13 protein-coding genes are annotated in these 16,257 nt (G+C 61.7%); 2 read left to right on the plus strand and 11 right to left on the minus strand.

Features of this window, described 5'->3' with window-relative positions; translation table 11 throughout:
* Together B7H23_RS13855 and B7H23_RS13860 are read right to left on the minus strand one after the other, a co-directional pair.
* On the minus strand, positions 1–807 hold the full coding sequence (locus B7H23_RS13855) for an ABC transporter ATP-binding protein (RefSeq protein ID WP_240535150.1): 807 nt from the start codon (positions 805–807) through the stop codon (positions 1–3).
* Between the two features lie 8 nt (positions 808–815).
* Positions 816–1,970, minus strand: coding sequence for an ABC transporter permease (locus B7H23_RS13860; RefSeq protein WP_094078042.1), 1,155 nt, complete (start codon positions 1,968–1,970; stop codon positions 816–818).
* Between the two features lie 76 nt (positions 1,971–2,046).
* On the opposite strand from B7H23_RS13860, the gene dgcA reads away from it, so the two are divergent.
* Positions 2,047–3,030, plus strand: a complete 984-nt coding sequence (gene dgcA, locus B7H23_RS13865) for an N-acetyl-D-Glu racemase DgcA (protein ID WP_094078043.1) — start codon at positions 2,047–2,049, stop codon at positions 3,028–3,030.
* 107 nt (positions 3,031–3,137) lie between these two features.
* A complete protein-coding gene (locus B7H23_RS13870; protein WP_094078044.1) occupies positions 3,138–3,599 on the plus strand; it encodes a hypothetical protein in 462 nt (153 codons plus the stop codon).
* Here B7H23_RS13870 and B7H23_RS13875 read toward each other — a convergent pair.
* From B7H23_RS13875 to B7H23_RS13915, 9 genes are all read right to left on the minus strand, one after another.
* Entirely contained in the window at positions 3,517–4,890 is a 1,374-nt protein-coding gene (locus B7H23_RS13875; protein WP_094078045.1) for a glutamate--tRNA ligase, read from the minus strand. The two genes, B7H23_RS13870 and B7H23_RS13875, sit on opposite strands and share 83 nt — an antisense overlap.
* 32 nt (positions 4,891–4,922) lie before the next feature.
* On the minus strand, positions 4,923–6,149 hold the full coding sequence (locus B7H23_RS13880) for an MFS transporter (protein ID WP_094078046.1): 1,227 nt from the start codon (positions 6,147–6,149) through the stop codon (positions 4,923–4,925).
* A gap of 96 nt (positions 6,150–6,245) precedes the next feature.
* Positions 6,246–9,722: a DNA polymerase III subunit alpha gene (gene dnaE / locus B7H23_RS13885; protein ID WP_094078047.1), complete on the minus strand. Its 3,477-nt coding sequence runs from the start codon at positions 9,720–9,722 to the stop codon at positions 6,246–6,248.
* A gap of 323 nt (positions 9,723–10,045) precedes the next feature.
* Positions 10,046–10,732, minus strand: a complete 687-nt coding sequence (locus B7H23_RS13890; protein ID WP_094078048.1) for an ABC transporter ATP-binding protein — start codon at positions 10,730–10,732, stop codon at positions 10,046–10,048.
* Positions 10,725–12,020: a lipoprotein-releasing ABC transporter permease subunit gene (locus B7H23_RS13895; RefSeq protein WP_094078049.1), complete on the minus strand. Its 1,296-nt coding sequence runs from the start codon at positions 12,018–12,020 to the stop codon at positions 10,725–10,727. The genes B7H23_RS13890 and B7H23_RS13895 overlap by 8 nt, the downstream gene beginning before the upstream one ends.
* Positions 12,017–13,351 carry a proline--tRNA ligase gene (proS, locus tag B7H23_RS13900; protein ID WP_094078050.1) on the minus strand — a complete coding sequence of 445 codons (1,335 nt, stop codon included), beginning with the start codon at positions 13,349–13,351 and terminating at the stop codon, positions 12,017–12,019. The genes B7H23_RS13895 and proS overlap by 4 nt, the downstream gene beginning before the upstream one ends.
* Positions 13,352–13,856: 505 nt before the next feature.
* The gene (locus B7H23_RS13905) at positions 13,857–14,132 is read right to left on the minus strand and encodes a DUF1467 family protein (protein ID WP_094078051.1); all 276 of its coding nucleotides are present in this window, start codon (positions 14,130–14,132) and stop codon (positions 13,857–13,859) included.
* A gap of 5 nt (positions 14,133–14,137) precedes the next feature.
* Positions 14,138–14,542 (minus strand): methylmalonyl-CoA epimerase, encoded by a 405-nt coding sequence (mce, locus tag B7H23_RS13910; protein WP_094078052.1) that lies wholly within the window; start codon positions 14,540–14,542, stop codon positions 14,138–14,140.
* A gap of 43 nt (positions 14,543–14,585) precedes the next feature.
* Positions 14,586–16,253, minus strand: coding sequence for a ribonuclease J (locus tag B7H23_RS13915; protein WP_094078053.1), 1,668 nt, complete (start codon positions 16,251–16,253; stop codon positions 14,586–14,588).
* Between the last annotated feature and the right edge of the window lie 4 nt (positions 16,254–16,257).

The following is a 16,257-nucleotide window of genomic DNA, read 5'->3' on the forward strand; positions in this document are numbered from 1 at the left end:
TCATCGTTTGATCTGCCGCGCACGTTTTCCGTTAAAATACGATTGAACCCAAGGGTCCTCACATACCAGCATGTCTTCGATCGTGCCAGCGACGCGAACCTTCTTATCGCCAAGTACGGCAATTCGGTCACAGACCGAAAACAGGCTGTCGAGATCGTGGGTGACCATATAGACGGTCAGGCCAAGCGTGTCGGAAAGCTGCCGGACCAGTTCGTCGAAGTCGGCTGCGCCAATCGGATCGAGCCCGGAAGTGGGCTCATCCAAGAAGACGATGGCGGGATCGAGCGACAGGGCACGGGCCAGAGCCGCCCTCTTGACCATCCCGCCGGACAGTTCGTCGGGAAACTTCCACGCCGCTTCCGGCGGCAGGCCGACCATCTCGATCTTCAGCATGGCCAATTCGTTCATCAACTTCTTGGGCAAATCGAGATATTCGCGCATTGGAACCTGGATATTTTCCAACACATTCAACGAAGAGAACAGCGCGCCGTGCTGAAACAGAACGCCCATCGCCATATCGATTGCGGTGCGTTCGTCCTCGTCCAGTTCTTCGATATTCTGACCGAAGAGGCTGATCGTTCCGCCCTGCTTGCGGTTGAGGCCGAGAACGGTTCGCAGAAGAACGCTCTTGCCGGAACCGGACGGTCCGATGAAACCCAGCACCTCACCGGCATAAACATCCAGATCGAGTCCATCCAGAACCGTTTGCGTACCGAACCGAACCGTAATGTCCTCGGCCGACAGAATCACCCGCCGCTCCTCGGCGTCACCAACTTGCCATTCGGTCTTGTCGACGGTTTCGGTCATCGCCATGGTCAGAACCCGATCGAGGCAAAGAAGATGGCGAACAGGCCATCGAGCACGATGACCACGAAGATGGCCTTGACCACGGATGCCGTGACGCGCGCACCGAGACTTTCGGCGCTGCCGCCGACCCGCATGCCCTCCATCGATGCGATCACGCCGATGGCGAGCGCCATGAACGGCGTTTTGACAAGCCCCGCAAAGACAGTCGTAACATCGATCCATCCTCCCATGCGGGTAATGAAGGCCGTGTAGCTGATGTCGGAATAGTAGTTCGCAATGACCATCGCCCCGGCCAGCCCCGCCGCATTGGCGGCGACCGTCAGCAAAGGCAGGGCGATCATCAGGGCTACCAGACGCGGGAAGACCAGAACACCGATGGGATTGAGGCCGATCACCTTCAGGGCGTCCACCTCTTCGCGCATCTTCATGGAGCCGATCTCCGCCGTGATGGCCGAGCCGGACCGACCGGCGATCATGATAGCAGTGATCAGCGCACCGGTTTCGCGAAGAACGAGTACCGAGACCAGATCGACCACGAAGATCTCCGCGCCGAAATAGCGAAGCTGGAAAGCGCCTTGCTGGGCAACAATAGCGCCGATGATCGCATTCATCAGCAGTACGACGGGAATGGCGCCGACGCCGATGCGGTGGATCTGCGCAACGATCGCGGTCAGCGAAATGCCGTGGCCGGACGATCCGGCAATAGCCGAGCCGAGAATGCCGAACGCGTATTTCATCTGTTCAGCCATCGCAAAGACGCTACGGCCGATAACCGCAAAGGGCGTCAGAAGACCGAAACCCGAGGACGGCTTTTCCGGCATGCTCTGGCTGGCCGCATCGGCCACCGCATCCAGAAGAACTTCTTCGCTGTGCGATATGTTACGAAACTCGACCGATTTGCCTGCCTGGCGCAATTCCTCGACGGTACGGCGGATCACGAACGCCCCCGCCGTATCGATATTGGCGATGGACGCGAAGTCGAGAACGATCCTTTCTGGCGCCGTGGATGCGAGTTCACGCATCCAGCCGTCGATGGCGGCGATGCTACGCGTCGTCCAATTGCCGGTCAGCGACAGTTCGCGGCCATCCTCGGAACGGTGCTCCTGGACACCGGCCGCCTCGCCTTTTGCTATTGATTCGGCATTGTCATCTTCACTCGCCATGCGTTCTTCATTATCGGTGTCTTCGACTCATGTCATCCGTCATTAAAAAGGATGGCCGGTGGTTCAGGGAGATCGTATGCCCCGCACGCTCGTTGCGACGCCCGAGCGCTTTCCGATAGCCGGAGCGTTCGTCATATCACGTGGCGCGAAAACCGAAGCCTGCGTCGTCCATGCACGCATAAGCCAGGATGGCGCGGCCGGCCATGGCGAATGCGTGCCCTATGCGCGCTATGGCGAGACCGAAGAAAGCGTTCTGGCGCAAATCGAAGAGGTGCGTCCCGCCATTGAGAACGGGATGGACCGCTACGAACTGCTGGACGCGCTGCCTGCCGGCGCGGCCCGCAACGCCATCGATTGCGCGCTCTGGGATTTGGAAGCCAAGCGTTCGGGCCGCGGCGCCCATCTGGACATCTGCACCATGCCGCCCGTTCCGGTGACAACCGCCTTTACCATTTCGATGAACGATACCGCCACGATGGCGGACCATGCACGGGTCGCAGCCCACCGGCCCCTCATCAAGGTCAAGGTTGGCGGCGACGGCGATCACGCCCGCCTTCACGCGGTTGCAGGCGCGGCCACCACATCACGCTTCATCATCGACGCCAATGAGGCGTGGTCGCCGGACAATATCAGCGAGTACCTTCTGTCCGCGCTGCAATACCGCGTCGCGCTGGTGGAACAGCCCCTGCCGGTCGGGCACGATGAAATTCTGCGTTCGGTGCCGCACCCCGTTCCCGTCTGCGCCGATGAGAGCGCCCACACCATAGACGATCTGGACAAGCTCGTCGGTCTATACGACGTCATCAACATCAAGCTGGACAAGGCGGGCGGACTGACCGCCGCGCGCATGATGATGGAACGCGCCCATGAGTTGGGATTCGGCGTCATGGTGGGCTGCATGGTCGGCACGTCACTCGCTATGGCGCCAGCGGTGCTGCTGGCCCAGAATGCCGACTTCGTCGATCTTGACGGCCCACTCCTGCTGAAACGGGACCGTCAGCCCGCACTGCGCTACGCGGGATCTCTCGTCTCGCCACCCGACGCCGAATTGTGGGGCTGACGCCAGTCAGCCTAGGACGGCGGCATGCCTGTCGACCAGAATTCGCATTGCACTTTTCAACAGGTCGTGGCGCCGCCCTCTCGCAGACGCCGCCCGATTTGGCCATTATGGCGGCCATGCAACGGGGCTGGCACGCTATCTCGCTAACGGTTTGGTTTATCGCGGCGGCGCTTACCGCTTCGGTGGCGATTTTCCCCGCCATGGCCGATCATGTCGGACACAAGCCCTGCGACATTACTCCAGCGCGTTGTAATAGCGTCTCCGGTTCGGAGCTTGCCGAAATGAATGGCGCGCGTTCGAAACGCGCCCGCATCCGTCTCGACAGCCTGTCGCGCGGTCGTATCGAACGCGCCGCAAAGGGCTATCCCTCCGCGCCTGTGGAAATCATCGAGATGACCGAGTTGCCCGCACCCAAACCCACGCCGCCGCCGGCCGCCATCGCCAGGAAGCCGGAACCGATCTGGCGAGAACTGCCTGACGGTCCGATCAGGGCCGTCGGGCCAGTGTTCTTTCCCGACCGAGAAGCGCGACAAGGTCTGCGAGTTCCGGGCCCGAGCGGCGACCGGTAAGCGCCAGCCGCAGCGGCATGAACAGAGCGCGGCCCTTGCGGCCTGTCTCAGCCTTCACCCCGTCGGTCCACCGCTTCCAGACCGTTTCGTCCCAATCGCCTTCCGGCACATGGGCAAAAGCTTCGGTCGCAAAGGCGCGGTCTTCATCGGTCTCGAAGGGGACGGGCTGTTCGGGACCGTTTTGTAAGATCCCCCACCATTCGCCCACCTCCTCGAAACGCTCGAGGTTGGAACGGACCATCTGCCAGAACGGCGCGGCGTCCGGCCCTTCGATTCCCACCGTACGAAGCCTTGCTTCGACATCCTCGTAGGACAGTTCGTGGAGAATTGTCCGGTTCAACGCTTGCAGCTCGCTCTGATCGTAGCGCGCGGCGCTTCTGGAAGCTGACGACGCTTCGAATGTCTGTGCAAGGGCTCGGAGGCTGTCGAACGCCTTGACGGGCTGGGACGTGCCGATCAGCGTTGCCATGCTGGCGACCGCCATCGGTTCCAGGCCCGCCGCACGCAGGCCACGGATGGACTGCGCGCCGGTCCGTTTCGAAAGGCCTGCCCCGGTCGGATCGGTCAGCAGATTGTGATGGCCGAAGCGGGGACGCGCCAGGCCCAGCGCATCGAACAGCGCCAGCTGCACGCCCGTATTCGTGACGTGATCGTCGCCGCGGATGACATCCGTGACGCCAAGATCGCCATCGTCCACAACGGAAGGTAGCGTATAGAGCCAGGTGCCATCCGCCCGGATGAGAACCGGGTCGGAAAGCGATGCCAGATCGACTTGCTGCGGCCCACGCACAAGGTCGTCCCATTCGACGACGGTCGATTGCGGCGCGAAAGGATCGTCCGCGAAGTTTGGCAGGAGAAAGCGCCAATGCGGCTGTCGACCTTCCCCTTCCAACCCGGCCTTGTCCGCATCGCTCAGCTTCAACGCCTCGCGGCCGTAGACGGGCGGCAAGCGCCTCGACAACCGCAGGCGGCGACGCCGTTCCAGCTCGTCGGGCGTTTCATAGCAGGGATAGAGAAGGCCGGCCGCCTTCAGTTTTTGTGCGGCCGCATCGTAGAGGGCAAAGCGATCGGACTGGCGCACAGTCTCGTCCGGCACGATCCCGAGCCATCGTAAATCCTCCACGATCGCCTCGGCAAAGCGCGGCTCGGACCGCGCGCTATCGGTATCGTCGAGCCGCAGGATAAAGCGGCCATGCCGCCGTTTGGCGTGCAGCCAGTTGAACAGCGCGGTGCGGGCATTGCCGATATGAATGTATCCCGTCGGCGACGGGGCGAAGCGTACGGTTATCATGACGCAGTCGCTAGGCCGGTTTTACCGTTTGATCAAGCCACCGCACGTGCTTCGGCCGCCTGGCGGCGGCGCAACCGAACCGAAAGCGGCACCAATATCGCCATCATGATGGCGGCCATCAGGGCCATGGCCATCATCTGCATGGAGTAATCATAGCCCTGATCGATCAGCATGCCAGTCAGACCAGGACCGGCTGCCGTTGCGAACACCGTTGCGGCAACGATGACCGAACGGATCGCGCCGAGATGGGCCGTGCCGTAGACCTCCGGCCAGACCGCGCCAAGCAGCGTGCCGGACGTGCCCAGCGCCATGCCGAAGCAGGCCATCCAAGCGAAGATCGTCCATTCCTCGCGGCCGAGCGCCAGGGTGACCGTGCCAATGATGAGCGGGAGAAGGAAGACCGGAAGGATTCGCAGGGCAGTGAAGCGGTCGATCAGCGATCCGCACAGCAGCGCCGAGACCACAGTGGCCCCGCTGAAAAGCGGATAGCCCGAGGCGAATGTGGCCAGCGACCAGCCGCGCAGTTCGGTCAGATAAACCTGGTGGAAGGCAATCGTGGTGCCAACGAATGGCGGGATGAGAACACCCGCCAGCAGGAGATAGAAGAGCGGGTCGCGCAAAGCTTCGCCGCGCGTCCAGTCCCGGACCGCGGGGCGCGTCGAGACGGGGTCGGACGCACGCGGGGCACGGTCCACACGCAAGAGCGAACCGACAAGCGGCGCAACGACGAACAGGGCCATGGCTGCTGCCACGAACCAGGCCGTTCGCCAGCCCGCCGCCTGCATGATGAAGACGAAGGCCAGCGGCAGGATAGCCGCTCCGCAATCGATACCGATGGTCGTGAGGGACAGGGCGCGGCCCCGCTGGGCGACGAACCATTTGGCGATGGCGGTGGTGGCCACGTGAATGCACATGCCCTGGCCGAAAAGGCGGAGCAGCCAGACCGTGACGCCCAATAGAACGATGCCCTGGCCAAACCCCATCATCAGGCAGGCGATGGCCAGCCCACAGAGCGATGCGGCGCCGACCAGACCGGCTCGCCAGGCATCGACCGAACGGCCTACCCATAGGAGCGTCACGGCGCTGGCCAGCGTCGCCATCATGTAGAGACCGCCCCACTGGCCGTTGGTCAGCCCGTATTCCGCCCGAATCTCGCCTGCCGACAGCGAGATGAAATAGGTCTGACCGAAGGACGAGAAGAAACTGAGGAGAAAACCGCCAGCCAGCCAGCGCGCATTGGACCGAATGAAGTGGAGCATGTGTGAGGCCAAGGTTTGCGGAACACACCACCTGCCTTGGCGCACGCCAATCGAGGCTCCAGCAGTCGTGATGTTGTCACCCGGTCGGATGACTGATCAGACGAGTTCCACATCCACTACGCCCGGCAGCGCCTTCATGGAAGAGGCAATGGACGGGCTGACGCGATAACGGCCCGGCAGGGCAAGTTCGACCTCGCCGCCATTGTCTGGCTTGAGAACGACGAGGCAGATTTCGCCTTCGCCGCGCGGGGCCAGGTTGCGCTGAAGCGGCGCCAAGGCCTCATCTCCGCGCAGGAAGACGCGCAGGGCCGAATGCTGACTCTCGGCCGCCTCGTCCAGGCTGCGCAACGATCCGATCCGCACACTCGGACCCTCTGGCCGGTTCTCCGCCGTCACGGTCAAAAGCACCGGACGGCCCGGCTCCAGCAGATCGCGGTATTCCACGAGTTGCTCGGAATAAAGCACCGCCTCGTAGGTGCCGGTCGGATCGGACAGCATGACGATGCCCATCTTGCTGCCGGTTCGCGTGCGTCGCTCCTGCTTGCTGGTCACGGTGCCGGCCAGTCGTCCGGCCTTCACGCCGCGGCGCACGGCATTGGCGAAATCGGCCCAGTTCTGCACCCGCATGCGGGCCAAGATGTCCTTGTATTCATCGAGCGGGTGCGCCGAAATGTAAAAACCGGCGGCCTGATATTCGCGATGCAGCTTCTCGGCGCTGCTCCACCGCTCGGCCCCCGGAAGCGGCAGCCGGTCCCTCGCATCAAGTGTGCCTGAGCCGAAGAAATCGTCCTGCCCGCTCACAGTCTTTTCCTGCGTCCGCTGCGACAGGCCGATCATCCGATCGAGACCGGCGATCATGGCCTCGCGCCGCTCACCAAAACCGTCGAGCGCGCCGGCGCAGATCAAGCTTTCCAAGACGCGCTTGCCGACGATACGCGGATCGAGCGCTTCGCAGAAATCGGCCAGCGAATCGAACCCGCCCAACGCCTCGCGCTGCTCGACGATGTGATGAACGGCCGCTTCGCCCACGCCCTTGATGGCCGACAGAGAGTAGAGGATCGCGCCGTTCCTGACCTCGAACAGATGGTGCGAATAGCGCACGTCGGGCGCGCGCACCTCGATCTCCAGCCGCTCGGCATCACGCCTGTACTCATTTAGCTTGTCCGTATTGGCCATGTCGAACGTCATGGAGGCGGCCAGGAACTCAGCCGGATGATGCGCTTTCAGAAAAGCCGTCTGATAGGAGACGATGGCGTAGGCCGCCGCGTGCGACTTGTTGAAGCCGTAATCGGCGAATTTGGCCAGCAGGTCGAAAATCTGGTTCGCCTTGGGCTTGGCGACGCCGCGCTCGACCGCGCCGTCGACGAAGCGAACGCGCTGCTTGTCCATCTCGGCGCGGATCTTCTTGCCCATGGCGCGGCGCAGCAGGTCGGCTTCTCCCAGCGAATAGCCCGCCAGTTCCTGGGCGATCTGCATGACCTGCTCCTGATAGACGATGACGCCCTGCGTCTCCTCCACCAGATGATCGATCTTCGGATGAATGGACTCCACCTCTGCCTGGCCGTGCTTGCGGTCATTATAGAGCGGGATGTTCTCCATCGGGCCGGGCCGGTAGAGCGCGACCAGCGCGATGATGTCCTCGATGCAATCCGGTTTCATGCCAAGCAGGGCCTTGCGCATGCCCGCGCTTTCCACCTGGAAAACGCCAACCGTCTCGCCTCGAGAGAGCATCTCGTATGTCGGCTCATCATCCAGCGGCAGAGCGCCCAGATCGATGGCCTCGCCCTTTCGCGCGATGAAGCGCACGGCCATATCGAGAACGGTCAGCGTCTTCAGGCCAAGGAAGTCGAATTTGACCAACCCCGCCTGCTCCACCCACTTCATATTGTATTGCGTGACCGGCATTTCGGAACGCTGATCGCGATACATCGGCACCAGTTCGGACAGCGGCCGGTCGCCGATCACGATACCCGCGGCGTGGGTAGAAGCATGGCGGTACAGCCCTTCCAGCTTCTTAGCGATCTCGATCAGCCGCCCGACCACCGGCTCTTTTTCGATCTCCTCGGCAAAGCGCACCTCGTCCTCGACCGCTTTGGCGAGCGTGACCGGATTGGCGGGATTGGCGGGCACCAGCTTGCAGAGCCGGTCCACCTGGCCGTAAGGCATCTGCAGAACCCGGCCGACATCGCGCAGCACGGCCCTCGCCTGCAGCGAACCGAACGTGATGATCTGCGCGACCTGGTCGCGACCGTATTTCTGCTGGACGTAGGTGATAACCTCCTCGCGCCGCTCCTGGCAAAAATCGATGTCGAAATCCGGCATCGAGACGCGTTCGGGATTGAGAAAACGCTCGAACAGAAGCGAGAAGCGCAAGGGATCGAGATCGGTGATCGTAAGCGCCCAGGCAACGACCGAGCCCGCGCCCGAGCCGCGCCCCGGCCCGACCGGGATCCCCTCGCCCTTGGCGTACTTGATGAAATCCGAGACGATCAGGAAGTAGCCGGGAAAGCCCATCCGCTCGATGACGCCGAGCTCGTAATCGAGCCGGTCGCGATAGTCCTGTTCGCTGTAATTCTCCCACGGACCGTGTTGGGCGAGCCTGGCGGTCAATCCCTCATGGGCCTGTTTGGCCAGCTCCGCCGCCTCCGCCGCCACAACCACCGCCGGATCGTCCACGTCGGCACCGGCGAAACGCGGGAGGATGGGCTTGCACGTTCTGGCGCGAACGCTGCAACGCCTAGCGATTTCCACTGTATTTTCCGCGGCTTCCGGCAGATCGCTGAAAAGGCGATTCATCTCGTCCTGTGACCGGAGATGATGGTCCGGCGTCAGCCGACGCCGCTCGTCCACCGCGATGACCGTCCCCTCGGCAATGGCCACCAATGCGTCATGCGCCTCGTAATCGTCGCGGGTCGGAAAGAACGCCTCGTTCGTCGCCACCAACGGCAGATCGTGATCATAGGCAAGGCGGACCGTATGATACTCGATGGTTCCGTCATAGCCTGCCGGACGCTGCAATTCGACGTAAAGACGATCGCCGAAAATCCGCGCCAGACGGTTCAGACGATCCTTTGCGTTCTCCAGCCTGTCGGCGGCGATCTCCGTACCGACCGGACCGTTCGGGCCGCCTGTCAGACAAATGATCCCATCGGACAGATCCTGCAAATCCGGAACAGTCAGATGCGCCTGCTCGCCCGAAGTCACCTCGAGATAGGAGCGACTGACGAGGCGAACGAGATTGGCCCAGCCTTCCTCCGTTGCGGCAATCAGAACGAGCGAGGGCCGCGTGACCGGAACATGGCTTCGGTTTCGGACCTGGTCCGGCTCGCCATCGCCGAACTCCACCGCCAACTGACAGCCGAGTATCGGCTGAAGACCGGCTTTGGCCGCTTTCTCGGAAAATTCGAGCGCGCCGAACAGATTGCCCGTATCGGCAATCGCGATGGCCGGCTGCTGATCGGCCAAGGCGCCCTTGATGATCTTGTCGACCGGCAGCGCACCTTCCAGAAGCGAATATTGCGAGTGGACACGCAGATGCACAAAGCGCGGCATTGTCTGCGTCTCACCTGCCATTCCACTCTCCAAAGTTCAGCGACTCGCTCGCACCACCCTCATCCTACTTGGTCTTCCACGGGTCGTCGCGGACAACACCCACAAGAAAAGCGGCAGCGGCGGACCGTCCCCAGTTTCAACAGGCGTCGATCCCTACATTGCGCCGAGCCAGAAGGCGCTGGCGACCAGAAAGCTGCCTATCGATACCAGTGCAGCCATGTCCTGAAGAATGTCGCTCATCGGAAAGCCCTTTCATATTCTCGTTTAATACGTCTTTTGTATTTGTTTTGTTCTGTTTTGTCAAACGAGATTTGTTCCGACTTTCGGATCCCTCTTCTTCGGTTTCAGGCGGAAACGACCTTACCGGCAGAGAGGGTGACGCGGCGGTCCATGCGGGCGGCGATGTCAAGATTATGGGTGGCAATCAGAGCGCTCAAACCGGCGTGACGGACAAGAGAACTCAAAGCCTCGAACACGTAGGACGATGTCTTGGGATCGAGGTTGCCGGTCGGCTCATCGGCCAGAAGAAGCGCTGGCGCATTGGCCACGCCGCGAGCGATCGCCACACGCTGTTGCTCGCCGCCCGACAGTTCCGCCGGGCGATGGCTGGCACGCGGTCCGACCCGCATATAGTCCAGCAGTTCTTGGGCGCGGGACCTTGCAACCGAGGTGTCGACGCCGCGAACGAGCTGCGGCATCATGACATTCTCGAGCGCCGTAAACTCCGGCAACAGATGGTGGAACTGATAGACGAAGCCGATCTCGCTGCGCCGCATGGCGGTGCGCTGATCGTCCGACAGCCGTCCGCACGACTTGCCAAGCAGTTTCACCTCGCCCGCATCGGGTTTTTCCAGCAGGCCGGCCAGGTGAAGAAGTGTCGATTTGCCGGTGCCGGACGGCGCGACCAGTGCGACCATTTCTCCCGGGAACAAAGTAAAATCCGCGCCCGACAGGATGACGAGCGGCTTCTTGGCCTCGTCATAGGCGCGGTCAACGCCGCAGAGTTCCAGAACGGGTTGCGCGTCACTCATAACGCAGGGCCTCGACGGGATCGATTCGCGCGGCTCGCAGAGCAGGCAGCAATGTGGCGAAGAAGGAGAGCGTCAGCGCCATCAGCAGCACAGCCACGGTTTCGCTGACATCCAGCTTGGCCGGCAACTGGCTGAGGAAATAGAGGTTCGGATCGAAAATCGTCGTGCCGGACAGCCAGGAGAAGAACTGGCGGATGCTCTCGATATTGGCGCAAACCAAGAGGCCGATCAGGAGGCCGGCAATGGTGCCGGTTACGCCGATGGCCGCGCCGGTCATCATGAAGATGCGCAGCACCGCGCCGCGCGAGGCGCCGATCGTGCGCAGCACGGCAATGTCCCGCCCCTTGTCCTTCACCAGCATGATCAGGCCCGAAATGATGTTGAGCGCGGCCACGAGTACGATCAGCGTCAAGATCATGAACATGACGTTCCGTTCGACCTGCAATGCGGAGAAGAAGCTGCGATTGCGCTCGCGCCAATCTGTCAACAGCACCGGCCGCCCCGCCGCCTCCTGCACGGCGGGCGTGATCGCCTCGACGTCGTCCGGTTCGTCGAGGAACACTTCGATCGAGCCGACCCGCCCTTCCTGATTGAAATAGAGCTGCGCTTCCGGCAGCGGCATGTAGACGATGCCGGCATCGTATTCGCTCATGCCGATCTCGAAAATGGCCGTGATCGGATACGCTTTCACACGCGGGGTCATACCCATCGGCGTCACGTCGCCATTGGGCGAGGTCAGCGTGATGAGGTCTCCGGCAATCAGACCGAGGCTTTCAGCGAGGCGCGCGCCGACAGCCACGCCCTCGGACTGTTCGAATCCGTCGAAGCTGCCCTGGCGGACATTCTGCGTCACCATGTCGAGCTTCGGCAGGTCCTCATCGCGCACACCCCGAACCAGAACGCCGGTACTGACGCCCGATTTGCCATCGGCCAGCGCCTGCCCCTCGACAACAGGCAACGCAGCACGCACGCCGGCCAGCGCCGACACACGCTCGGCAATGGTATCGTAATCGTCCATCGGTGAATCGACCGGCTGCACGATGATATGGCCATTAATGCCGAGGATGCGGGTCAGCAGTTCCTCGCGGAACCCGTTCATGACCGCCATTACGATGATGAGCGTGGCCACGCCCAGCATGATGCCGATGAAGGAAATGAGCGCGATGGCCGAAACGAAGGTGTCCTTGCGGCGCGCGCGCAGATAGCGGAACGCGACCATGCGTTCGAACTTGCCGAAGGGCCGGGCCCTGGTATCGCCCGTCACGGAAGCTTCGGCTGCCACGCTCATTGCATCGCGCCTGCCGCCAGCCTGTTCAGCGCCTCATCGAGCGGCATTTCCTGCTTGTCGCCACTCTTGCGGTCGCGCCATTCCACCACGCCATTGGCGAGGCCACGCGGACCGGTGACGATCTGGGCGGGAATGCCGATCAGTTCGTGTGTGGCGAATTTCGCGCCGGCGCGCTGATCGGTATCGTCCAATAGTGGGTCGAGCCCGCCATCCTTCGCCGCCCGATAGAGCTTTTCGGCAGCCTCGTCGCAAACGCCATCGCCGACTTTCATGTTGATGATGGACACATCGAAGGGCGCAACGCCCTTCGGCCAGACAATGCCCGCATCGTCATGGCTGGCCTCGATGATCGCGCCGAGAAGGCGTGTCGGCCCGATGCCGTAGCTGCCCATCGAAACCGGCACCTGCTGACCGTCCGGTCCCGCCACTCTGGCGCCCATGGGATCAGAATATTTCGTGCCGAAATGGAAGATGTGACCGACTTCGATACCCCTAGCGCTGATACGCTCGTCTTCTGGCAGTTTCTGCCAGGCGTCTTCGTCGTGCATCTCGTCTGTCGCGGCATAGGGCGTCGTCCACCTGGTCACCAGATCGGTGAGAACCTTGTCGTCACTGTAATCGGTATCCACGCCAGGCGTTTCAAATTCCAGAAAGGCGCGGTTGCAGAAGACCTCCGATTCACCGGTATCGGCCAGAACGATGAATTCGTGGGAAAGGTCGCCGCCAATCGGGCCGGTATCCGCCCGCATGGGAATGGCAGTCAGTCCACAGCGTTCGAATGTCCGCAGATAGGCGACGAACATGCGGTAATAGGCAATCTTGCCGCGCTCATAATCGAGATCGAAGGAGTAGGCGTCCTTCATCAGAAATTCGCGGCCGCGCATCACGCCGAAACGAGGTCGCACCTCATCACGGAACTTCCACTGCATATGGTAGAGGTTGAGCGGCAGGTCCTTGTAGGATCGGACATAGGTGCGGAAAATATCCGTTACCATTTCCTCATTGGTCGGGCCGTAGAGCATATCGCGGTCGTGCCGATCGCGAATACGCAGCATTTCCGGGCCGTAGGCGTTATAGCGCCCGCTTTCCTGCCAAAGGTCCGCCGGCTGCACCGTCGGCATCAGGATCTCGATGGCCCCGGCCCGGTTCTGCTCTTCGCGAACGATGTCGCAAACCTTGTCCAACACCTTCTTGCCAAGCGGCAGAAAGCTAAAAATACCGGCGGCCTGCTGTTTGATCATACCGGCGCGCAGCATCAGGCGATGGGACACGATCTCCGCTTCGCGCGGCGTCTCTTTCAATATGGGCAGGAAGTAGTGCGACAAACGCATGTGGGTCGGCCTTTTGACACGGAAGGCGAAGGAGAATCGGTCGGATCGACCGCAGTTGTGCGATCTTCTAAAGCAGAGTCCAGCCGATTAAAACCGCCAAGCGCCCGCTCCGGCGGACTGGCGCCGCGGCCTTTCAAAAGATGAGTAAAGTGGAAGGTTTTCCGCTCCTGGACCGAAAGGAACATTCGCAATTATCTAAAAACCGCTGGCGGCGGACTACGCCGCCCAGCAACATCTCGACCGTGCTGCAGTGCATCATAGATTTTTAGCGCGTACCACCAGATTTAAGGTGACAAAACGGCCAGCCTCTGCTTGTTTGCGCGACACATGAAAGAGCCGGGACCGAACCCGGTCTGTCAGAGCGCGAAATTTGTCTTGGGAGGATGAGATCGCGGCGCGCCTTGCGCAGCCGACCCGCAATGCGGGGAAACGATCACGCGTTCGAACTATAACGGGACCGCTTGGCGGTCCCGTTTCCTTTTGCAGTCCGCAAAAGCCAAAACGCCTACATATTGGGAATGAGTACCGGCAGATCGTTCAGCGACCAGCCCGACGCCCAGCTGACCAGCATGTAAAGGCCCATCAGCAAAGCGGATACGATCGTCGTACGCAAAAAGGCGCGTAGCATATGGCGCTTGCCCATTTCGGGCGCGCTATCCGGCGTGCCGAGCGTAACGCCCTCCTCCCCTTCGTTCTGCGCCCGCATGGAGAAAGGCAGAACGGCAAACAGTGTGATCCACCAGAGCACGAAATAGACCGCCAATAAAAACGCCCAGTCCATCGGCTCTAGACCTGCTCCAGCTCGACCAACGTGCCGGCGAAATCCTTCGGATGCAGGAAGAGAACCGGCTTGCCGTGGGCGCCCGTCTTCGGCTCGCCATCTCCCAGCACGCGCATCCCGTCGGCCTGGAGGCGGTCGCGCGCTGCAATGACGTCGTCAACCTCGTAACAGAGGTGGTGCATGCCGCCCGACGGGTTCTTCTGGAGGTAGGCGGCAATCGGTGAATCGTCGCCCAGTGGTTCGAGAAGCTCGACCTTCGTGTTCGGCAGTTCCACGAAGACGACTGTGACCCCGTGCTCTGGCAGCGCCTGCGGCTGACTGACGTTTGCGCCGAGCGTGTCGCGGTAAATCGCAGCAGCCGCTTCAAGATCGGGAACGGCGATGGCCACATGATTGAGACGTCCGAGCATAATGCCTCCCTTCGTTTGTTGAACCGGTCCGAGCAACCGGACCTCAGACCTGGGACACGAAAACGGTCACCTGCGGTTTTTTGCCCCATACATCGCGCGCTTCGGCGCGAATGGCACGACGGGCAGCCTCGGCGACGAGGTCGAGGTCTCGGCGCCGCTTGGTCGGGATGCTCTCAATCGCACCGATCGCGGCTTCCAGAAGAATGTCCTCCAGCCCTTCGCCGCCGCCATCGGTGAAGGGTAGACCGACCGCTTCGATATCCGGATCATCCAGAAGGTTCAGTTTCTCGTCCATGATGACGTTGAGGCACACGATTCCGGCGAAAGCGAGCTTGCGACGATCGCGCAGGCCGATCTGGCGGTCATCGCCATAGAGAAGGCCATCCTTGTAATGACGGCCCGCCTCGATCTTGTCGACGATTTCCGCATTGCCAGGAGCGATCTTCAGAAGGTCGCCATTGCGGATAGACGCAACCTGCGCAATGCCCTCACCCGCCGCCAAAGCAGCATGGGCCGCCAGATGCGCCGCTTCCCCGTGCACCGGCACGGCAATGGTGGGCCGCGTGAGGCCGTACATGCGGCGCAATTCGTTCCGGCGCGGATGTCCCGAGACATGCACGAGCGCTTCGTCGTTCTCCAGAATGCGCACCCCCATTTCTACAAGGCCGTTCTTGATGTCGTTGATGGCCTTCTCATTGCCCGGAATGGCGCGCGAGGAGAAGATCACCATATCGCCCTTGGTCAGGCTGAGGGACCGCATTTCATCGCGCGCCAGCTTGGCCAGCGCCGCGCGCGACTCTCCCTGGCTGCCGGTGCAGATTACGGCGAGATTTTCGCGCGGAATGCTGTCGGCCTCGTCTTCGGAAACCGGCTCGGGCAAGCCGTCAAGGTAGCCGAGATCGCCCGCCACATCCATGACGCGCCGCATGGAGCGGCCTAGGACCAGCAGCGAACGACCGCTATCGCGGGCCGCTTCCATGACGGAACGGATACGGCCGACATTGGACGAAAAGGTCGTGATGACCACCCGCCCCGGCGCCTTCGTGATCTGCTCGGTCAGACTTTCATTGACCGCCTTCTCCGAAGGGCTTTCGCCATCCGTCATCGCATTGGTGCTGTCGCAGACCAAAGCGAGAAGGCCTTCATCGCCGATCTTCGATAATTGGTCCTCGTCCACCGGCTGGCCGAGGGCGGGCTCCGGATCGAACTTCCAATCGCCTGTGTGCAGCACACGGCCGAACTCCGTCTCGATCAGCAGGCTGAACGGCTCAGGGATCGAGTGGGTAACCGAAATGGCCTTGATACTGAAGGGGCCGACCGCGAAGGTCTCATTGGCCTTAAACAGCCTGATGTCGATCTGATGTCGCTGATGCGGCTCACGCTTGGATTCCAGCATCGCGGCGGTGAACGCGCTCATATGGACCGGGCATTCCAGGCGTGGCCAAAGGTCCAGAATAGCGCCGTAATGATCTTCATGGGCATGCGTGATGACCATGCCGAGGAGATTGTCGCGCTGCTCCTCGATAAAAGAAATGTCCGGCAGAACGAGGTCCACCCCAGGCAGTTCGGGTCCCGGAAAGGTCACACCGCAATCGACGATCATCCATTTGCGGCTGCTCTTCGGCCCGATACCGTAGAGGCCGAAATTCATGCCGATTTCGCCAACCCCGCCAAGCGGCGCGAAAACGAGTTCGTTATTCTTTTTATTCATTGAG

It is taken from the genome of Notoacmeibacter marinus (genome assembly GCF_002238045.1).
GTDB lineage: Bacteria > Pseudomonadota > Alphaproteobacteria > Rhizobiales > Rhizobiaceae > Notoacmeibacter > Notoacmeibacter marinus.